This is a genomic window from Vogesella amnigena (genome assembly GCF_042648905.1).
In the GTDB taxonomy this organism is placed as follows: domain Bacteria; phylum Pseudomonadota; class Gammaproteobacteria; order Burkholderiales; family Chromobacteriaceae; genus Vogesella; species Vogesella amnigena.
Map to the genome: position 1 here is coordinate 129,365 of NZ_JBHRYH010000012.1, position 19,747 is coordinate 149,111.

The 19,747-nt window shown below is 62.9% G+C and carries 21 protein-coding genes; 14 read left to right on the top strand and 7 right to left on the bottom strand.

What is annotated here, in order from left to right; all coding sequences use genetic code 11:
• The first annotated feature begins 10 nt into the window (after positions 1-10).
• Positions 11-925, top strand: coding sequence for an iron-siderophore ABC transporter substrate-binding protein (locus tag ACFOKJ_RS06080; protein ID WP_390277507.1), 915 nt, complete (start codon positions 11-13; stop codon positions 923-925).
• A 505-nt stretch (positions 926-1,430) separates the two neighbouring features.
• Here ACFOKJ_RS06080 and mnmA read toward each other — a convergent pair.
• From mnmA to ACFOKJ_RS06095, 3 genes are read right to left on the bottom strand one after another with little or no spacing between them, the layout of a single operon-like run.
• Positions 1,431-2,507, bottom strand: coding sequence for a tRNA 2-thiouridine(34) synthase MnmA (mnmA, locus tag ACFOKJ_RS06085; RefSeq protein ID WP_390277509.1), 1,077 nt, complete (start codon positions 2,505-2,507; stop codon positions 1,431-1,433).
• Positions 2,504-3,043, bottom strand: coding sequence for a hypothetical protein (locus ACFOKJ_RS06090; RefSeq protein ID WP_390277511.1), 540 nt, complete (start codon positions 3,041-3,043; stop codon positions 2,504-2,506). Before ACFOKJ_RS06090 ends, mnmA begins: the two co-directional genes overlap by 4 nt.
• A 2-nt stretch (positions 3,044-3,045) precedes the next feature.
• Positions 3,046-3,498 carry an NUDIX hydrolase gene (locus ACFOKJ_RS06095; protein WP_390277513.1) on the bottom strand — a complete coding sequence of 151 codons (453 nt, stop codon included), beginning with the start codon at positions 3,496-3,498 and terminating at the stop codon, positions 3,046-3,048.
• An 88-nt stretch (positions 3,499-3,586) separates the two neighbouring features.
• Here ACFOKJ_RS06095 and ACFOKJ_RS06100 point away from each other — a divergent pair, with 88 nt between their 5' ends.
• Together ACFOKJ_RS06100 and bfr are read left to right on the top strand one after the other, a co-directional pair.
• Positions 3,587-3,781 (top strand): bacterioferritin-associated ferredoxin, encoded by a 195-nt coding sequence (locus ACFOKJ_RS06100; RefSeq protein WP_390277515.1) that lies wholly within the window; start codon positions 3,587-3,589, stop codon positions 3,779-3,781.
• A 118-nt stretch (positions 3,782-3,899) separates the two neighbouring features.
• On the top strand, positions 3,900-4,370 hold the full coding sequence (bfr, locus tag ACFOKJ_RS06105; protein ID WP_390277517.1) for a bacterioferritin: 471 nt from the start codon (positions 3,900-3,902) through the stop codon (positions 4,368-4,370).
• A 79-nt stretch (positions 4,371-4,449) separates the two neighbouring features.
• Here the strand turns inward: bfr and ACFOKJ_RS06110 are convergent, their stop codons facing one another.
• The 3 genes from ACFOKJ_RS06110 to ACFOKJ_RS06120 all read right to left on the bottom strand — a co-directional run bounded on the left by ACFOKJ_RS06110 (position 4,450) and on the right by ACFOKJ_RS06120 (position 7,021).
• A complete protein-coding gene (locus tag ACFOKJ_RS06110; protein ID WP_390277520.1) occupies positions 4,450-5,220 on the bottom strand; it encodes a sulfite exporter TauE/SafE family protein in 771 nt (256 codons plus the stop codon).
• A gap of 123 nt (positions 5,221-5,343) precedes the next feature.
• Positions 5,344-6,777 carry an exodeoxyribonuclease I gene (gene sbcB, locus ACFOKJ_RS06115; protein WP_390277521.1) on the bottom strand — a complete coding sequence of 478 codons (1,434 nt, stop codon included), beginning with the start codon at positions 6,775-6,777 and terminating at the stop codon, positions 5,344-5,346.
• 61 nt (positions 6,778-6,838) lie between these two features.
• Entirely contained in the window at positions 6,839-7,021 is a 183-nt protein-coding gene (locus ACFOKJ_RS06120; protein ID WP_390277522.1) for a hypothetical protein, read from the bottom strand.
• Between the two features lie 459 nt (positions 7,022-7,480).
• Here ACFOKJ_RS06120 and ACFOKJ_RS06125 point away from each other — a divergent pair, with 459 nt between their 5' ends.
• The 4 genes from ACFOKJ_RS06125 (at position 7,481) to zapE (ending at position 12,305) form a co-directional block, all read left to right on the top strand.
• The gene (locus ACFOKJ_RS06125; RefSeq protein ID WP_390277524.1) at positions 7,481-8,587 is read left to right on the top strand and encodes a hypothetical protein; all 1,107 of its coding nucleotides are present in this window, start codon (positions 7,481-7,483) and stop codon (positions 8,585-8,587) included.
• Positions 8,588-8,710: 123 nt separating this feature from the next.
• On the top strand, positions 8,711-9,955 hold the full coding sequence (gene glyA / locus ACFOKJ_RS06130; protein ID WP_390277525.1) for a serine hydroxymethyltransferase: 1,245 nt from the start codon (positions 8,711-8,713) through the stop codon (positions 9,953-9,955).
• A gap of 249 nt (positions 9,956-10,204) precedes the next feature.
• A complete protein-coding gene (gene cysM, locus ACFOKJ_RS06135) occupies positions 10,205-11,101 on the top strand; it encodes a cysteine synthase CysM (protein WP_390277528.1) in 897 nt (298 codons plus the stop codon).
• A gap of 46 nt (positions 11,102-11,147) precedes the next feature.
• Positions 11,148-12,305: a cell division protein ZapE gene (zapE, locus tag ACFOKJ_RS06140; protein ID WP_390277530.1), complete on the top strand. Its 1,158-nt coding sequence runs from the start codon at positions 11,148-11,150 to the stop codon at positions 12,303-12,305.
• A 69-nt stretch (positions 12,306-12,374) separates the two neighbouring features.
• Here the strand turns inward: zapE and ACFOKJ_RS06145 are convergent, their stop codons facing one another.
• Positions 12,375-13,211 carry an SPOR domain-containing protein gene (locus tag ACFOKJ_RS06145; protein WP_390277532.1) on the bottom strand — a complete coding sequence of 279 codons (837 nt, stop codon included), beginning with the start codon at positions 13,209-13,211 and terminating at the stop codon, positions 12,375-12,377.
• A 132-nt stretch (positions 13,212-13,343) separates the two neighbouring features.
• Between ACFOKJ_RS06145 and ndk the strand changes: the two genes are divergently transcribed.
• From ndk to ACFOKJ_RS06180, 7 genes are read left to right on the top strand one after another with little or no spacing between them, the layout of a single operon-like run.
• On the top strand, positions 13,344-13,769 hold the full coding sequence (gene ndk, locus ACFOKJ_RS06150) for a nucleoside-diphosphate kinase (RefSeq protein WP_174874670.1): 426 nt from the start codon (positions 13,344-13,346) through the stop codon (positions 13,767-13,769).
• 49 nt (positions 13,770-13,818) lie between these two features.
• Positions 13,819-14,910: a 23S rRNA (adenine(2503)-C(2))-methyltransferase RlmN gene (rlmN, locus tag ACFOKJ_RS06155; protein ID WP_390277534.1), complete on the top strand. Its 1,092-nt coding sequence runs from the start codon at positions 13,819-13,821 to the stop codon at positions 14,908-14,910.
• On the top strand, positions 14,910-15,653 hold the full coding sequence (pilW, locus tag ACFOKJ_RS06160) for a type IV pilus biogenesis/stability protein PilW (RefSeq protein WP_390277536.1): 744 nt from the start codon (positions 14,910-14,912) through the stop codon (positions 15,651-15,653). The genes rlmN and pilW overlap by 1 nt, the downstream gene beginning before the upstream one ends.
• A gap of 7 nt (positions 15,654-15,660) precedes the next feature.
• Positions 15,661-16,506, top strand: coding sequence for a helix-turn-helix domain-containing protein (locus ACFOKJ_RS06165; RefSeq protein WP_390277538.1), 846 nt, complete (start codon positions 15,661-15,663; stop codon positions 16,504-16,506).
• An 8-nt stretch (positions 16,507-16,514) separates the two neighbouring features.
• Entirely contained in the window at positions 16,515-17,789 is a 1,275-nt protein-coding gene (gene ispG, locus ACFOKJ_RS06170; RefSeq protein WP_390277539.1) for a flavodoxin-dependent (E)-4-hydroxy-3-methylbut-2-enyl-diphosphate synthase, read from the top strand.
• Between the two features lie 42 nt (positions 17,790-17,831).
• Positions 17,832-19,106 (top strand): histidine--tRNA ligase, encoded by a 1,275-nt coding sequence (gene hisS / locus ACFOKJ_RS06175; RefSeq protein ID WP_390277541.1) that lies wholly within the window; start codon positions 17,832-17,834, stop codon positions 19,104-19,106.
• A 10-nt stretch (positions 19,107-19,116) separates the two neighbouring features.
• Positions 19,117-19,746, top strand: a complete 630-nt coding sequence (locus ACFOKJ_RS06180) for a YfgM family protein (protein ID WP_390277543.1) — start codon at positions 19,117-19,119, stop codon at positions 19,744-19,746.
• The last annotated feature ends 1 nt before the right edge of the window (position 19,747 follow it).

Below are 19,747 nucleotides of genomic sequence, written 5' to 3' on the forward strand. Positions count from 1 at the left end.
GATGCGCGGGATGACAATCATGCTGGCGGCAGCATTGCTGCTGTGGTCCGGTGTCGCTACGGCGTTGAGCGTGCGGGACAGCAGCGGGGTGCAGCACTTTGCCCGTTCGCCGCAGCGGGTGGTGGCGCTGAGCTGGGAGGCCGCCGAGCAACTGCTGGAGCTGGGCATCACGCCGCTGGCGGTGGCGGATGCCGACGATTACCGGCAATGGGTGGTGCGCCCGGCTCTTCCTGCCGCCACGCTGTCGGCGGGTGGCAGGCTGGAGCCGAATCTGGAGTTGCTGGCCAGCCTCAAGCCGGACCTGATCATCATCAGTCCCAGCCTGCTGGACATGGGACCGCAGCTGGTGCGCATTGCGCCGGTGCTGTACTTCGATGCCTATCGTCATGATCACGACAATGCGCAGGTGGCGCGCGACATCTACCTGCAGCTGGCCGGCTTGTTTGGCCGCAGCGCGCTGGCGCAGCAGCGGCTGGCGGCGATGGAGCAGGGCTTTGCCCGGCTGCGCGGCCGGCTGCGGCAGCATTTCGGCGCGCAGCTGCCGCGGGTGGACGTGGTGCGTTTTGCCAGCCCGGCGGTGGTGTACCTGTATGGCAGCAACTCCATGCCGGTGCATGCGCTGCAACGGCTGGGGCTGGGCAGCACGCCGCAGCCGGCTGCCTCGGTGTGGGGGGTAAGCCAGCTGAAGGTGGCGCAGCTGGGGCAGCTGCGACATAGCGTGGTGTTGTACCAGCAGCCGTTCGCGCAGGCAGGCAAGCTGTTCGGCACCCCGCTGTGGCGCGCCATGCCCTTCGTGGCACAGCAGCGCTTTGCCGCGGTGCGTTCCACCTGGAGTTATGGCGGCATCTTCTCGCTGTATTACCTGGCCGAGGCGATGAGCGCCGCGCTGCTTAGCCTGCCGCTGCGGGCGGCGCTGGTGCGGTAAGGCACAAGGCCCCGCGTAGCGGCAATGGTGTTCACTTAAGCGAGTGAACACCGTTTTTGCTGCGGTCATGCCTTGTCTGTAGGGCGGATGCCCACAGGGCGATCCGCCGGCGTGCGGCCAGCACTTACTGTGATGTTTCGTGTGGTGTGGAATCCGCTATGCGGATGATGATTTTGGTGCCGGTTCCGTCCGGCGGACAGGTTAAGGGGGCCACCGCGGCCCCCTTAACAATCCCCTGCTCCCCGGGGCTGCTCGAAACCCCGGGCAAAACGGCACGCCCCAGGCGCCGCCGAACTCGTCCCTCGCTAACGGCTCGGGACTCAAACAGATCGGCGTCTTAATACCTGGGGCGCACCATTTTGCCCGGCTCGCGCCAACGGGCTTGGGGCAAGTCGTGGCGGTTTTACTACCTGGCAGTGCGTGTAATTTCTTAAGTGAACACCATTACCGCGTGGCGGGGCCTTGTCGGCATGCGCTGCGGCCAACGTTGGCCGCAAATGCAGGCTTACTGGATGATGCCGCCGCCCAGGCAGATATCGCCGTCGTACAGCACCGCGGACTGGCCGGGGGTGACCGCCCACTGCTTGTCGCGGAAGGTCAGCGTGGCCTTGCCGTCGACGATGGGCGACAGGCTGCAGGCGGCATCGGCCATGCGGTAGCGGTTCTTGGCGGCGTAGTCGCCGGCGGCCGGCGGCTGCGGCAGCGTCCACGACAGGTCGTCCATCTGCAGCGCGGGTTTCAGCAGCAGCGGGTGGTCATGGCCCTGCACCACGATCAGCTTGTTACCGGGAATATCCTTGCCGCCGACGAACCACGGCTCGCCGCTGCCATCCTTGCTGCCGCCGATGTTCAGGCCCTTGCGCTGGCCCAGGGTGTAGTACATCAGGCCGATGTGCTCGCCAACCACCTTGCCGTCCGGGGTGATCATCTCGCCCGGCTTGGTGGGAAGGTAGCGCTGCAGGAACTCGCGGAACGGGCGCTCGCCGATGAAGCAGATGCCGGTGGAGTCCTTCTTGGCGGCGGTGGGCAGGCCGGCTTCCTCGGCCAGGCGGCGCACCTCGCTCTTGTGGATATCGCCCAGCGGGAACAGTGCGCGGGCCAGCTGGTGCTGCTGCAGGCGGTACAGAAAGTAGCTCTGGTCCTTGCCCGGGTCCACGCCCTTCATCAGGTAGTGCACGCCGTCGCGTTCCAGCTTGCGCGCGTAGTGGCCGGTGGCGATGCAGTCGGCACCCAGCTCCAGCGCGTAGTCGAGGAAGGCCTTGAACTTGATCTCGGCATTGCACAGCACGTCCGGGTTCGGGGTGCGGCCGGCCGAGTATTCCTTGAGGAAGTACGAGAACACGCGGTCCTTGTATTCCTTGGCGAAGTTGACGATCTCCATGTCGATGCCGACGATGTCGGCCACGCTCATGGCGTCCAGCGCGTCCTGCTTGATGGAGCAGTATTCATCGTCGTTGTCGTCTTCCCAGTTCTGCATGAACACGCCGATCACCTCGTGCCCCTGCTGCTTCAGCAGCCAGGCGGTTACCGACGAATCCACACCGCCGGACATGCCGACGACAATACGTTTCTTACCCGTCACGGGGAAAATCCTTCCTTCCAGAGTGCAAGAGGCACCACCAGCGGTGGTGCCCCGAAATCTCGTGGCCAGCCATCGATCACCCAGCGCTCGGGGCTGTCGATGGCATCCAGGCCAACGGCGTAGTGCTGATTGAACAGCAGCGGCGCGCGGTACACGGTACCGGCGCTATGGTGGTAGCGCAGCCATTGTCGCTGCTGCAGCAGCTGCAGCAACTGCGCGATATTGTGGCTGTGGTCGATGCAGTCCATGCGGCCCGCCAGGCGGGCATCTTCATTATTGCCGCCACGGTCGGTGGCGACGGGAGTCTGCTGGGCTGCCAGCTGGTAGAAGGCCAGCACCACGTCCTGCAGTGCCAGCCGCTCGGCGGCCGCGGAGTCGGCTGCCAGCAGTCGCTGCTGCATCCAGCTGAGGGCATCCTCGCCCAGTTCAAGCCGGCGTTGCTGATCGCAACCGTAATGGTAACAGAGGGTTAACTCGGCCGCACCGGCCGGCAGCGGCAGCAGGGCCAGCCAGCAAAGCCAGGCAGCGCGACGCATGTTCAGCGCCCGTGGTGATGAATGGCGGCCAGCGGCAGCCGCTGCCCGGCCAGGTAGTCGTCCAGGCAGCGCCCCACCAGCGGGCTGCGCCAACTGGCCTGGCGGGCGTGGATCTCGTCGGCGCTCAGCCAGATCGCTTCAATGATGCCGTCGTCCAGCTGGCTGCGTTCCGCTTGTGCCGCCGCCTGGCAGGCAAAGGCAAAACGCAGGTAGGTGATATCGTCGCTGCCTTCCTTGTCGGCCAGGTAGATGCCCACCAGCGCGGTGGCCTCTGCGCGGTAGCCGGTTTCTTCCAGTGCTTCGCGCGCCACGGCAGCGGCCAGGGTTTCGCCGTATTCCAGGTGGCCGGCCGGCTGGTTCAGCCGCACGCCCTGCGGGGTGTGTTCATGCACCATCAGAAAACGGCCGTTGCGCTCGATGATGGCGGCGACTGTGGTATTTGGTTTCCATTGCATGGCACTGATCCTGATTCTAATTGACAATCGTTATCATCAATATTTATTATTTCCGTACTGAGACTAATTCTTGATACGGGTGTCATCCATGTACGTCTGCCTCTGCCACGGTGTTACCGACCGCGACATCCGCGCCGCCGTCTGCAATGGTGCCACCCGCATGCGCGATCTGGCAAAGGAGCTTGGTGTTGCCACCGATTGTGGCCGCTGCGCCTGTGCGGCCAACCAGCTGCGCAAGGACACCCTGCTGCAGATCAGCGAGCCGGAACTGGCCGCCGCCTGAGCATCCTGCCGGCTCACTCTCCCTGCATTACCGCACTTCGGCTACGCCCCGCTCGCCTTGTACTGACATGACGATGTGCCATAATCCACGCACTTAATCCCCCTCAGGAGCGGCGTCCATGCAAGGCGACAAGAAGGTCATCAAATTCCTCAACCAGATTCTGCGCAACGAACTCACCGCCATCAACCAGTACTTCCTGCATGCCCGCATGTACAAGAACTGGGGCCTGAAAGAGCTGAACGAGCACGAGTACCACGAATCCATCGACGAGATGAAGCATGCCGATCGCCTGATCGAGCGCATCCTGTTTCTGGAGGGCCTGCCCAATCTGCAGGATCTGGGCAAGCTGTACATTGGCGAAAACACCAAGGAAATGCTGGAGTGCGATCTCAAGCTGGAGCTGGAAGCCATTCCGCTGCTGCGCGATGCCATCCACTACTGTGAATCGGTAAAGGACTACGTGAGCCGCGACTTGCTGGAGAGCATTCTGGAGAGCGAGGAAGAACACGTGGACTGGCTGGAAACCCAGCTTGGCCTGATCGAGAAGGTCGGCCTGCAGAACTACCTGCAAAGCATGATGGCGGATTAAGCCGCCTGGCTAGGCCGCAAAAGCAATCGGCAGCGAGGGAAACCCCGCTGCCGATTTTCATGCCTGTTGCTGATGTCTGTTACATCACCAGTTTGGCACCGATCAGCGCCATCATGATGGCCAGTGCCGGGCGCAGCCATTGCTCGGCCACGCGGCGGGTCATGTGGCTGCCCAGCCAGATGCCTGGCAGCGAACCCACCAGCAGCTGGCCCAGCAGGCCGTAGTCCATATTGCCCATGCTGGCATGGCCCAGGCCAGCCACCAGCGTCAGCGGTACCGCGTGGGCGATCTCGGTGCCTACCAGGCGGGCGGTAGGCAGCAGCGGGTACAGCGCGAAGATGGCCAGGGTGCCCAGTGCACCGGCGCCAATCGAGCTGAGGGTAACGATCACGCCCAGTACCACGCCGGTGATCACGGTAGCCTGCACCGGCATATAACCTTCCGGGCGCACCGGCAGCAGTCGCGCCAGCTGGCGCAGGATGAATGGCTTGAACAGGATGGCGAAGGCGGTAAGCATCAGCGCAAAGCCCAGCATCACCTTGATCAGGCTGTTGACGGCCTGGGTGTCCAGCTTGACGAAGTGCAGCACCAGTAGGGTGAGCATGGCTGCCGGCAGGCTGCCCGCAGCCAGATAGCCGGTGATGCGCCAGTCGATGTGCTTCTGCTTGTGGTGTACGGCCACGCCACCCATCTTGGTGATGCAGGCATACAGCAGGTCGGTACCCACGGCGGTAGCCGGGTTGATGCCGAACCACAGCAGAATCGGGGTCATCAGCGAACCGCCGCCCACGCCGGTGAGGCCCACGATGAAACCCACCACCAGCCCCGCAATTACGAATCCCAGCTCCATGCCGTGCTTTCTGCCTGAATCATTGATTGGCAGCCATGCTAACTGATGGTGTTATTCCTCTTTAGACGAATTTAGAGATTGCTTATCTGCATTTTGAATAAGTGGACCGGCCGGCGGTGCCGCTCAGTTGCCGCCTCCCGGCAGGCTGGCCGCCCATGCGCCCAGCGCCTGCAGAATGCCCTGCTGTGCCGGCGTGGCATCGATTGCCAGCTGTGCCAGCTCCTGCCGGAAACTGGCGTGGCTGCGGTTGCCGGGTTGGCCGCTGCTGAGCTTTTGCGCGCACCAGTCATGCCAGTGGCGCTGCTCCTGCGGCGACAGGCTGTGCGGAAAGTTGCGGGCCCGGTAGCGCCACAGCAGGCGGCCGAGCTGGCTGTCATCGAACTGCGGGCGTTCTGCGGCCAACTGCGCGGCGGATAGCTGGCGCAGCCGGCTCAGCAGCCGGCGGTCGTGCGGGCTGACAAAACCGCCGTACAAATTCTCGTCCACGTCCGGTATTTCGCCAGCCTCGCGCTGGTATACCAGGCGCCACAGCGCATCCAGTTTCGGCAACGTCGCCGCGCGGGCTGCGTGGCGTTCGATCAGTGCCATGTCGATGCCCAGTTCGGCGGCACGGCCGGGGGAGAGCACGCGCAAGTCCTGTACCACGATGGGCGACTTGTTGATGTGCAGGCCCTTGATCGGCAGGCGGCTTACACCTTCCGGCAGGTCGGCGCTGCGGCTGAACATTCGCAGGCGAATGTCTTCTGCCGATAGCTGCGGCAATTCGGAAGGATCGTGCTGCAGATCCCAGACCAGCACCTCGTTTTTATTGGTGGGGTGTTCCGCGAGCGGCCAGACGATGGCCAGATTGCCGCGCGCGGTGCCGAACATGCCGGATATGTGGATCAGCGGGCGCGGTGCGTGCAGCGACAGCTGGTGACGCACGGCATCCTTCTGCCGCAGTGACAGGCAGAAGTCGAACAGCCGCGGCTGGCGGCTGCGGATCAGCCGGGCCAGGCCAATGGTGGCGCGCACGTCGGACAGCGCATCGTGTGCCGCCTCATGCAGCAGGCCGTTGGCCGCGGACAGATGCTCCAGCTTGAAACTGACCTGGCCGTCCTCATGCCGCGGCCACTCGATGCCGTCCGGGCGCAGCGCATAAGTGGCGCGTACCACGTCCAGCAGATCCCAGCGCCCGCAGCCGTGTTGCCACTCGCGCGCGTAGGGGTCGATCAGGTTGCGCCAGAACAGGAAGCGGGTGACTTCGTCATCGAAGCGGATCGAGTTGTAGCCCACGCCTATGGTGCCCGGGGTGGCCAGCTCGGCTTCGATGGCGGCGGCAAACTGCTGCTCCGGCACACCCAGCTGCTGGCATTGCTGCGGGGTGATGCCGGTGAGCAGGCAGGCTTCCGGCGCTGGCAGGTAGTCCGGTGCTTGCTGGCAATACAGCATTACCGGTTCGCCGATCTCGTTCAGCTCGGCGTCGGTGCGGATGCCGGCAAACTGCGATGGGCGGTCGCTGCGCGGCACGGCGCCGAAGGTCTCGTAGTCGTGCCAGAAAAAGGTGGCTGAGGTCATCTGGATGGCAGCAGGCAGGGCAAAGACCGGATTGTCGCATTGCCATGGCTTGCGGCCAACGTCATAGCATCAGCCAAATGGCCGGAACTTTGCCGCCATAGGGCTGACCAAAGTGTTGAACGTCACTCAGACGTTTCCTCCCCTGATCGTTCATGCACTTTGCCGAGTCCGCAATGCGGATTCGGCTTTCTTTTTTGTTCGTTTTAGAAAATTTGTTTGCGGAAAAGAAGTAATGCATCGTCATGGTGCATGTCGCATGCTGCGGCGCGATTGCGGTGCATGCCGACTGGATTGCGGATGTCGATGCGGAAAAAAGGTCGAGGAATACGGTAGCGGCAGCAGGAAGTGCTGTTGGCTAAGTGCTTGATATGGATGGGTTGCCGGACGGCGGGCAAAAAAAATGCGCGGGGTTTGATGCCCGCGCCAAGTCTACAAAGGAGAAATAGAGGAGAAACTATCAAGAAGCAATTGCTGCATCTCAACGAGGTGGGATTATCCCGATGATGGTGCATGGTGTCAATGTATACAATTTGCAAAAGCGCAAAAAACATAACATTTTGTCGCGCCGTGAACACAAATTTGTTTGAAAGCGAAAATCGAGCGCTTGCTTGTGACTCAGGGAGCCGTGTTGGCCTCCCGTCCGCAGGTAAGCTGTGCGACAATGGCGTCTTTGCCGCATACGCCATTTGTCACTGGTCCAGTCATGAGCGATTTCACTCCGGTTTTGCCCGATCCGCGTCAGTATCCCGAGTCTTCCCCTTCCAATATGCTGATTCATCACGCCGAGCTGATTGCCAAGGCGGTGAGCGAGGACGAGCGCGAGCTGTGGCGCAATAATCTGCGCGCCAGTCTGGTAGAGCTGCTGGAGCGTGAGGAACTGTTGTCCTTATCAGTGGCGCTGGCCATGGTGACCTCGCAGCAGATCTACCAGATACTGTGGGATGCGCTGCGCGATGCCGCCGAACGGCCGGAGAGCGGCCGCCACGCGGTGATCTTTGCCGTGCCGGTGGTGCTGGTGATCGGCAGCAAGAGCAAGGCAACCCTGCCGGAGCGCATTGCCGATGTGGATGGCCTGAACGCCATTTTCCGCGAGCACGGCGTATTTGCCGCAGGGGCCGAGGTGTTCCTGTCCGGCAAGCTGCTGCATCCGGATGCGGTGGTGGGTATTTCCTCCGCGCAGATTTACCGTTACACCCGCCAGCTGGCCGATGCCGCGCGCGGGCTGCCGCTGGAGTTGCAGCCGGCTGCCATCACGGCGAAAGACGAAGGCGTGTTCCTGCGTTACCTGCTGGGCGTGGCGATCCGCGAAGAGGGCGCCGAGCCGCCGGTGAAGCTGGGTGGCAGCGTGGGCGCCTGGGGTGTGCCGCTGATGAAGTTCCTCGGCGAAGAGCTGAAAACCGACGGCGTGACGCTGTTCCCGATTCCGCGCGTGCCAATGCCGCTGATGCAGGCGATTGTTGCGGCCAACCAGGCGCGGCTGGAAGTGGCGCTGCAGGTGTTTGCCAGCACGCAGATCCGCAAGCTGCGCGACCAGGGCGAAGAGCCGGTGGCTATCGTGTCGGCACACGACAACGGCGAGCTGCATTTCACTGTCTCTGCTACGGGTAATGAAAAAGACTGGGGTGGTTTTGTGTGGCCGCTGGCGGCGCAGGACGTGGTGGCGCAGATCGAAACCAGCTTCCGCATGCTGATGGCGGAATGCCAGGTAAGCGATGTGCGCGTGGTGCCGCAATTGCAGCCGGAACAGCAGAATGGTATTCCGCTGTTCTTCACCGCCGATGACTGGCCGGTACAGCGCACCCTGCAGTAAGTATTTGAAATGGCAGATCAAGATGAAACGTATTCATGCTTGGTTTGCCATTTGTTCATTTCGGGCTGTCTCCGGAATGCAGTAGAATTTCCCGATCCATAACCCATTGATGGAAAGTCAACGATGTTTGCTGATATCAAAATCGCCCAGTACGACCCGGAACTCGCCGCCGCCATCGCCGGCGAGGTACAGCGCCAGGAAGATCACATCGAGCTGATCGCTTCCGAAAACTACACTAGCCGCGCGGTGATGGAAGCCCAGGGCTCCCAGCTGACCAACAAGTACGCCGAAGGCTACCCGGGCAAGCGCTTCTACGGTGGTTGCGAATACGTTGACGTGGTGGAGCAGCTGGCCATCGACCGCGTGAAGCAGCTGTTCGGCGCCGAGTACGCCAACGTGCAGCCGCACTCCGGCTCGCAGGCCAACCAGGCGGTGTACTTCTCCATCCTGAAGCCGGGTGACACCGTGATGGGCATGAACCTGGGCCACGGTGGTCACCTGACCCACGGTTCCCCGGCCAACCTGTCCGGCAAGATGTTCAACATCGTGGCCTACGGTCTGAACGACAAGGAAGAAATCGACTACGACGACATGGAGCGCGTAGCGATGGAAACCAAGCCGAAGCTGATCATCGGTGGCGCTTCCGCCTTCGCGCTGCGTTTCGACTTCGAGCGCATGGGTCAGATCGCCAAGAAATGTGGCGCCTACTTCATGGTGGACATGGCGCACTACGCCGGTCTGGTAGCTGCCGGCCTGTACCCGAACCCGGTGCCGCACGCCGACTTCGTGACCTCCACCACCCACAAGACCCTGCGTGGTCCGCGTGGCGGCATCATCCTGGCCAAGGCTGAGTTCGAGAAATCGCTGAACAGCAACGTGTTCCCGACCCTGCAGGGCGGCCCGCTGATGCACGTGATCGCCGCCAAGGCGGTGGCGTTCAAGGAAGCGCTGACCCCGGAATTCAAGGAATACCAGGCTCAGGTAATCAAGAACGCCGACGTGATGGCGCGTACCCTGGCCGAGCGCGGTCTGCGCATCGTGTCCGGCCGCACCGAAAGCCATGTGTTCCTGGTTGACCTGCGTGCCAAGGGGCTCACCGGCAAGGCTGCCGACGCTGCACTGGGCAAGGCGCACATCACCGTGAACAAGAACGCCATTCCGAACGACCCGGAAAGCCCGTTCGTGACCTCCGGCATCCGTATCGGCTCCCCGGCCATCACCACCCGCGGCTTCAAGGAAGACGAAGCCCGCATCGTGGCCAACCTGGTTGCCGACGTGCTGGACAATCCGAACGACGAAGCCGTGCTGGCGCGCGTGGCCAAGGAAGCCACCGAGCTGTGCCACCGCTTCCCGGTGTACCAGAAGTAAGTCGCTTCCATAGGACTGAGAAAGCGGCCCGCGTGGCCGCTTTTTTCTTGGCTGCCAGGCCGGCGCAGGCGGGGCCTCGGCGGTCTTGCCGTGCGGTTATATTCAAGTGCCACAAAATTCCAAGGCGCGGCTATGTGCTAAGTGGCTGAATTTTTGTAAAAAAACGCTTTGCTTGCCGCTGTCGTTCCTGTGGTGCTGAAACGGGGTGGCGGCAAGCCGGTATAATGCGCCGCATCAAGGAGATGCGTGATGACCCTGCCTCAATTCAAGTACCTGGAAGACTTTGTCGGCAATACCCCGCTGGTGCGCCTCAAGCGCATGCCCGGCAACAGCAGCAACGTGGTGCTGCTCAAGCTGGAAGGCAATAACCCGGCCGGCTCGGTGAAGGATAGGCCGGCGCTGTCGATGATCCGTCATGCCGAGGCGCGCGGCGAGATCAAACCGGGCGATACCCTGATCGAGCCTACCAGTGGCAATACCGGCATCGCGCTGGCGATGGCTGCCACCATGATGGGTTACAAGATGATCCTGGTGATGCCGGAGAACTCCAGCCAGGAGCGGGTGGATACCATGCGTGCCTATGGCGCCGAGGTGCTGCTGACGCCGAAAGAGCAATCCATGCCTGGCGCCATCGATGAGGCGCGCCGGCTGGAAGCTGCCGGGGTTGGCCGCATCCTCGACCAGTTCGGCAATCCGGATAATCCGCTGGCGCATATCGAAGGGACCGGGCCGGAAATCTGGCGCGACACCGCCGGCACGGTGACGCACTTTGTATCCAGCATGGGTACCACCGGCACCATCATGGGTACCAGTAGCTACCTCAAACAGCAGAATCCTGCCATTCAGATAATTGGCGTGCAGCCGCAGGCAGGTAGCCAGATCCCGGGCATCCGCAAGTGGGAGGACGAATACCTGCCCAGCATCTGCGATTTCTCGCGTATCGATCAACTGGAGCTGGTGGATCAGCACACTGCCGAGGACACCGCCCGCCGCCTGGCGCGCGAGGAGGGTATCCTGGCTGGTCCGTCGTCCGGTGGTGCGCTGGCAGTGGCGCTGCGGCTGAACGAACAATTGCAGAATGCCGTAATCGTCTCCATTGTATGTGACCGCGGTGACCGCTATCTGTCCACCGGTCTGTTTTCCTGAAGCCATGTTGGTCGCAGTGTGCGGCCAACCCTGATCAGCACCAATCATGTCCCAACACGTATTTTCGCCGCCCGACGACGGCTCGCTCAGCCCCCGTTCCTGGTACCAGGCTGCCAGCCGGCAGCCGGGCTTCATTCACGACGACGCTCAGGCTGCTGCCATCGAGCAGCTGGAAACGCTGTGGGAGTCGCTGCTGGATTTCAAGGGCAAGCGCAATCGCTTCCTGGGGCGTAGCTTGCGCAAGCCGCCGGTACCGCGTGGCCTGTACCTGTGGGGTGGGGTGGGGCGCGGCAAGAGCTTCCTGATGGATGCCTTCTATGGCTGCGTTGGCTATCGTCGCAAGCGGCGGGTGCATTTCCACCATTTCATGGCCGAGATTCACAAGCAGCTGCGCACCCTGTCCAGCGAAGCGGACCCGCTGAAGACAGTGGCGGAGCGCATTGCCCATGATGTGCGCCTGTTGTGTTTCGACGAATTCCACGTCAGCGACATTGCCGACGCCATGATCCTGGGGCGGCTGTTTTCCGCGCTGTTCGAGCATGGTGTGATCTGTGTGATGACCTCCAACTACCCGCCGGAAGGGCTGTACCCCAATGGTCTGATGCGCAGCAACTTCCTGCCGACCATTGCGCTGTTGCAGGCTAACCTGGATGTGATCAATGTCGATGGTGGCAACGACTACCGGCTGCGCGAGCTTACCCGCGAGCCGCTGTTCCTGGTGCCGGCCGGCGATGATGCTGCGGCACGCATGGAGCTGATGTTCGATCGCCTGGCCGGGGCGGCGACCGAGCTGCCGCATGTGCTGACGGTGCTGGGGCGGGAGATCCCGCTCAGGCGCCATGCGCCGGGGGTGATCTGGTTTGATTTTCGCGCCATTTGCGACGGGCCGCGGGCGCAGACCGACTACCTGGAAATCGCCAGTGAATATCACACCGTGTTCGTGTCCGACATTCCGAAACTGGAGGCGCGCGATGCCGCCATTGCCCGCCGCCTGACCTGGCTGGTGGACGTGTTTTACGACCATCGTGTCAAGCTGGTGGCCTCCAGCGCGGTGCCGGCGGAGCAGGTGTATACCGATGGCGTGCAGGCCAGCGAGTTTTTCCGCACTGCCAGCCGGCTTACCGAGATGCAGTCGCAGAGCTATCTGCAGCTGCCGCATCTGGTGGACAACTTCAAGATTGGCGATGGCGTGGTGGAGACCTGATCCGGGATCACAGGATGCAACAAGGCCGCAGCTTGCTGCGGCCTTGTGTCTTTTGTGGTGCTCGTCGGCTCAGTGGGTGCCGATGGGTATCAGCATCGGCTGGTAGCCCAGTTCACGCAGGCGCTGCATTGCCTCTTCGGCTTCGGCGCGGGTGCGGAACGGGCCCAGTTGTACCCGGGTCTCGGTACGGGCGGCCAGGCCTTGCTTTTTCAGGTCGGCAACCAGTTTCTCTGCGTTCGTCGAACTGCTGAATAGCCCCAGTTGTACCTGGTAGCCCAGCGATGGCGAGCTGCTCTTGCTGCCCGGCAGGGTGGGCATCACCCGTGGTGCCACCTGGGGGGCGCTGGGGGCGATCGCCGCGGCGGCGTCTTCCTGGAGGGCAGGGGCGGCCTTGCGCATTGCCAGTGGCGCTGGTGCCGGTTTGGGGGCAGGGCTGGTGGCTACGGGCGGGGTAGCTGCGGTGGTGGCTGCCGGCCTGGGGTTGGCCGCAAGTGCTGGTTTGGCGGCAGGCGGCGCAGTGGTGCCGGCGGGGGGCGTCATGGTGCCGGGAGCCGGTGTGGCGGGTAGTGGGCTGCCGGGAGACGGTGCGGCCGGGCGGCTGTCCGTTGCCGGGCTGGCTACTGGCGCACTGCTGGCTGCGGCACTGCTGTCTGGCAGCTGGGCGATGACCAGGCTGGGGGCCGAGGCGGCGAGCGGTTCTTCCTTGCTGACAATGCGGCCGGAGCTGCCGACGTTGCTGGCCGGGATGGTCTTGTCGCTGGCGCTGAATGATTCCAGCAGCGGGATGGCGGCCAGCGCCACTGCTACCAGGCCGCCGGCGATAGCCAAGCGTTTGCGCATTTCCGGCGACAGGCCGGTGGCGGGGAGATCGGTGTTGCGATGCGGTTCTTGTTGTGTGGGTTTCATCGGCTCGAATTCAGTGCAGCAAAGGCTGGTGAACACTGGTAAGATACCGGGTTCCTCAAAATTGGGTGACCCGCAGGCTCGTTTATGAGCCTGTCAAGTGTAACCATTTCGCTTGTAAACAGGGAGATTTATATGGCTATCGAACGTACTCTGTCCATCATCAAACCGGACGCAGTTGCCAAGAACGTAATCGGCAAAATCTACGACCGCTTCGAATCCGCAGGCCTGAAGATTGTGGCTGCCAAGCTGAAGCAACTGTCTCGCGCTGAAGCCGAAGGCTTCTACGCCGTGCACAAGGAACGCCCGTTCTTCAACGATCTGGTGTCCTTCATGATCTCCGGCCCGGTAATGATCCAGGCGCTGGAAGGTGAAAACGCCGTACTGAAGAACCGCGAACTGATGGGCGCTACCGATCCGAAGAAAGCAGAAGCCGGCACCATCCGCGCCGACTTCGCCGATTCCATCGACGCCAACGCCGTACACGGTTCCGACAGCCTGGAAAACGCTGCTATCGAAGTAGCCTACTTCTTCGCTGCTACCGAAATCGCTGCACGCTAAGCTGTATCCGGCGGCCGCCACTGGCGGCCGCCATTATTTGAGTATTGCCATGAAGACCAACCTGCTCGACTTCAACCTGCCCCAGCTCACCGAACACTTTGCCGCCATGGGCGAGAAGCCGTTTCGTGCCAAGCAGATCATGCGCTGGATGCACCAGATGGGCGAAGCCGATTTCGACGCCATGACCGACATTGCCAAGGGGCTGCGTGCCAAGCTGCACGATACCGCCATCGTGGGCGTGCCGGACCTGATGGTGTCGCAGGAGTCCGAAGATGGTACCCGCAAGTGGCTGCTGGACGTGGGCACCGGCAACGGTGTCGAAACCGTGTTCATCCCCGAGGATGACCGCGGCACTTTGTGCATATCATCTCAGGTGGGCTGTGCGCTGGAGTGCACCTTCTGCTCCACCGGTCGCCAGGGCTTCAACCGCAACCTCAGCACCGCCGAGATCATCGGCCAGCTGTGGTGGGCCAACAAGGCCATGGGCGTTACGCCGCGCAACGAGCGCGTCATCTCCAACGTGGTGATGATGGGTATGGGCGAGCCGCTGGCCAACTTTGACAACGTGGTGTCGGCGCTGCAGATCATGCTCGACGACCACGGCTACGGCCTGAGCCGCCGCCGTGTGACGGTATCCACCTCCGGCATGGTGCCGCAGATGGACCGCCTGAAGGAGGCGTGCCCGGTGGCGCTGGCGGTAAGCCTGCATGCTTCCAACGACCGCATCCGCGACGAAATCGTGCCGCTGAACAAGAAATACCCGCTCAAGGAGCTGATGGCGGCCTGCCAGCGCTACCTGGTAAAGGCGCCGCGCGATTTCATTACCTTTGAATACGTGATGCTTGACGGGGTCAACGACAGACCGGAACATGCGCGTGAACTTATTGCGCTGGTGCGTGACGTACCGTGCAAGTTCAACCTGATTCCGTTCAACCCGTTCCCGAATTCCGGTTACGACCGCTCCAGCAACAACGCCATTCGTGCCTTCCGCGAGATACTGCAGGAAGCCGGCTTCGTGGTGACGGTGCGCAAGACCCGTGGCGACGATATCGATGCCGCTTGCGGCCAGCTTGCCGGCCAGGTGCAGGACAAGACCCGGCGCCAGGAAAAGTGGATACGTATCAACGAGGAAAGGACCTGATGCTCAAGACACGCGTTGTTGCCCTGTTGCTGGCCGGCCTGCTTGCCGCCGTGCCGGCCGTAGCCATCGCTGCCACGCCGCGCGAACTGGCGCAGACGCGTGCCTTGCTTGCCATCGAGTACATGAAGTTCGGCAACATGCGTGTTGCCATGGAAAACGCCGAGCAGGCGATTGCCTTCGATCCCGGATATCAGCATGGCTACCTGGCCAAGGCGCTGATCCTGATGCAGCTGAATGTGGACAAAGAGGCCGAGCAGGCCTTCCAGCAGGCGCTGCGCATCGATGGTCGCAACCCGGAAGTCAACAACAACTTCGGCTACTTTCTGTGTAGCCGAAACCGTTTCGACGACGCGCTGCAGCGTTTTGATCAAGCGCTGGCCGACCCGTTTTTCGATGCCCCGCAGAGCGCCATGGTCAACAAGGCCTTGTGCCTGGAACGCATGAAGCGTGGCGAGGAGGCCAGTCAGCTGCTGCTGGCCGCGCTGCGCCGCGCACCGAATGACCCGGCGGCACTGCGGGAACTGACCCGCATGGCGCTGGACCGCAACAATGCGGAAATGGCCGATTTCTATTTCCAGCGCATCAGCAAGGACCAGCGCCGCAATAACGCGCCGGAGCTATGGCTGGGCGTACGTCTGGCCCGCCTCAAGCATGACGAGGCCACCGCCACGCAACTGGCGTCCCTGCTGAAGAACCGCTTTCCCGACAGTCCCGAAACCCAACAGCTACTAAGTGGAAACTGAAGACAGCATGCAGCCTCAGGATTCGACTCTCTCCCCCGCCCAACAGGTTGGACAGCAACTGCGCAGCGCCCGCGAAGCCCGCGGCCTGAGCCTGCTGGATGTGGTGGACCGCCTCAAATTATCTCCCCGCCAGCTGGATGCCATCGAGGCCGGCGATTTTGATCGCCTGCCCGGCGCCACCTTTGTGCGTGGTTTTGTGCGTAACTACGCCCGCTTCCTGGAACTGGACAGTGGCGAGCTGATGTCGTTGCTGGATGTGCATTACCCGGCAGTCAAGGTCGAACCCAGCGTGCAGCCGCAACGCGAGCCGCAGGCGGCTGCCGTCGCCAGCGGCAAGGGCGGCAAGCTGTGGCTGTGGTTGCTGCCGCTGCTGGCCGCCGGTGGTGTAGTGGCCTGGTTGCAGGGGCAGAATGGTGCCGCTAGCAGCCAGAGCGAGCCGCTGGCAATAGAAGCGAGCGTGCCGCTGGTGGAAGCCAGCGCGCCGGCACAGCTGGCATCCGCGCCGGTGGCTGCTGCTCCGGTCGTGGCCAGTGCCCCGTTGGCCACCGCCAGCGTGGCCAGTGCGCCGCAGGCGGTAGCGCCGCAGCCGGCATCGGCACCCGTGGCGGCGGAAGGCGAGAAAACCGTACAACTGACTGCCCGTGGTGAAACCTGGGTGAATGTCACCGATGCCAAGGGTAAGCGCCTGATCTATGGCCTGCTGCCGGCTGGCAGCAGCAAGCAGGTAAGCGGCCAGCCGCCGTTCAAGCTGGTGATCGGCAATGCCGCCCAGGTGGAACTGGCTTACCAGGGCGCCGCGGTGGAACTGAAAGACAAGATTCGTGGCACCACGGCCAAACTGGAACTGAACTGAAGCAAGTGATGGACGCAATAATCAAACGCCGTCAGACCCACCAGGTCGCCATTGGTCACGTACTGGTTGGCTCCGCGCAGCCGGTAATGGTGCAGTCGATGACCAATACCGATACCGCCGATGCCGCAGCTACCGCGCAGCAGGTATACGAGCTGGCGCAAGCCGGCTCCGAGGTGGTGCGCATCACCGTCAACAGCCCGGAAGCCGCCGCCAGGGTGGCCGAGATCCGCCAGCGGCTGGACGACATGGGCAGCAATGTGCCGCTGGTAGGCGACTTCCATTTCAATGGCGAGCGCCTGTTGAAGGAATTCCCCGACTGCGCCCGCGCGCTGGCCAAGTACCGCATCAACCCGGGCAATGTCGGCAAGGGCGCCAAGGGCGACGAAAAGTTCGCCTACATGATCCGCACCGCGATCGAGTACGACAAGCCGGTGCGTATCGGCGTCAACTGGGGCAGCCTGGATCAGGCACTGCTGGCGCGCATGCTGGATGCCAACAACCGTGCGGCCAACCCCAAGGCGCTGGAAGTGGTGATGCGCGAGGCGCTGATCGTCTCGGCGCTGGAATCCGCTGACAAGGCAATGGAGCTTGGCCTGCCGCCTGACCACATCCTGCTGTCCTGCAAGGTCAGCAACGTGCAGGACCTGATCACCGTCTACCGCGACCTGGGCAGCCGCTGCCAGTTCCCGCTGCACCTGGGCCTGACCGAGGCCGGCATGGGCAGCAAGGGCATCGTGGCCTCCAGTGCCGCGCTGGCGATCCTGCTGCAGGAAGGTATCGGCGACACCATCCGCATCTCGCTGACCCCGCAGCCGGGCGAAGCGCGCACCAGGGAAGTGATCGTGGCGCAGGAGTTGCTGCAGACCATGGGTTTGCGCTCGTTCACTCCGCTGGTCACCGCCTGCCCCGGCTGTGGCCGTACCACCAGCACCTTCTTCCAGGAACTGGCCGACAGCATCCAGCTGTATCTGCGCGAGCAGATGCCGATATGGCGCCTGCAATACCCGGGCGTGGAGGACATGAAGGTGGCGGTGATGGGCTGTGTGGTGAATGGCCCCGGCGAATCCAAGCTCGCCGACATCGGCATCAGCCTGCCGGGCACCGGTGAAGTGCCGGTGGCGCCGGTATATGTGGATGGCCAGAAGGATGTCACGCTGAAAGGCGACAACATCGCCGCCGAATTCAAGGCCATCGTCGACCACTACGTGCAGAGCCGCTACGGCGAGGGTGGTGCCAAGCGCCGCGAGCCGCTTAGCCGCACCATCCCGATCAAGTCGCTGTAAGGCGGCCAACCTGTAAAGAAACTGACTGTTCCGGAACAAGCAATGGCACAAAAAATACAAGCGATTCGCGGCATGAACGACGTGCTGCCCGCCGAGTCGCACCAGTGGGAATACTTCGAGAACGTGCTGCGCGGCTGGCTGCACGATTACGGCTACCAGAACATCCGCACCCCCATCGTCGAGTCCACGCCGCTGTTCGTGCGCTCCATCGGCGAAGTGACCGACATCGTCGAAAAGGAGATGTACTCCTTTACCGACAGTCTGAACGGCGACTCGCTGACCCTGCGCCCGGAAGGAACTGCGGGCACCCTGCGCGCGGTGGTGGAGCACAACCTGCTGTACAACACCACGCAGAAGCTGTGGTACACCGGGCCGATGTTCCGCCACGAGCGTCCGCAGAAGGGGCGCTATCGCCAGTTCCACCAGATCGGCGTGGAAGCGCTGGGCATGAACGGCCCGGATATCGATGCCGAAATCATTGCCATGACCGCCGAGCTGTGGCGTCGTCTCGGCCTGGCAGACAGCGTGCGCCTGGAAATCAACACCCTGGGCAACAAGGAAGAGCGCGCCGCGCACCGCGAAGCGCTGATCCAGTACCTGGAAGGCCATGTCGACATCCTGGATGAAGACGGCAAGCGCCGCCTGTACAGCAACCCGCTGCGCGTGCTGGACACCAAGAACCCGGCGCTGCAGGCAATGGCCAACGCCGCGCCGCGGCTGACCGACTATCTGGGCGAGGAATCGCGTCGCCACTACGACGGCTGGAAGGCGCTGATCGCCGCGCTGGGTATCGAATTCGTGGAAAACCCGCGCCTGGTGCGCGGCCTCGACTACTACAACCAGTCGGTATTCGAGTGGGTAACCACCGAGCTGGGCTCGCAAGGTACCGTGTGTGCCGGCGGCCGCTACGACGGCCTGATCGAGCAGCTGGGGGGCAAGCCGGCGCCGGGCATCGGTTTTGGCATGGGCATGGAGCGCGTGCTGCTGTTGCTGGCCGAGAAGAACCTGCTGCCGGCACGCCGCAGCGTGGACGCCTTCATCGTCAACCAGGGCGAGGGTGCCACTGCCTATGGCATGCAGCTGGCGCAACAGCTGCGCCAGGCTGGCCTGAGCGTGGTGCAGCACATGGGCGAAGCCAGCTTCAAGTCGCAGATGAAAAAGGCCGATGGCAGCGGCGCCGTGGTGGCGCTGATCATCGGTGAAAACGAAGTGGCAGCCGGCCAGGTGGTGGTTAAACCGCTGCGTGCCGAACTGCCGCAGGAAACCGTGTCTGCGGCCAACCTGGCCGCCACGGTTGCCCGCTTCAAGGCTGAATAAGGGGAAGGCCATGGCCTACGATTTGCAGGAACAGGAACAGATCGACACGCTGAAAGCGTTCTGGTCGCAGTGGGGCAAGCTGATCGGTGGCGCCGTACTGGCGGTATCGCTGGGCTTTATCGGCTTCAAAGGCTGGCAGTACTACCAGCGCAGCCAGGCCGAAGCCGCCGCGGTGATCTACAGCCAGCTGGAAACCCAGCTGCAGGGCGGCAAGCTTGGCGAGGTGAAATCCACCGTGGCACTGCTGCAGCGCGATTACCCGTCGGCCATCCTGGCGGCCAATGGCGCACTGCTGGCCGCCAAGCTGGCTTTCGAGCAGAACGATCTTGGCTTTGCCCGCGCCCAGCTCAAGTGGGTGCTGGCGCAGCAGGGTGACGAGGCGCTGATGGCCGTAGCGCGCCTGCGTCTGGCTACCGTGCTGCTGGACGAAAAACAGTATGATGCGGCTCTGGCCGAGCTGGATTCGCCGCATCCGGCCGCGTTCGACAGCCTGTTCCTCGATCTGAAGGGGGATGTGCTGGTGGCGCGTGGCGACAATAACGGGGCGCGCGAAAGCTATAAGGCTGCCCTGGCCAAGGCGGCGCCGGATGCTCCGGCTCGCGACTTCATCCAGACCAAGCTGGATTCAGTGGGGAACTGAC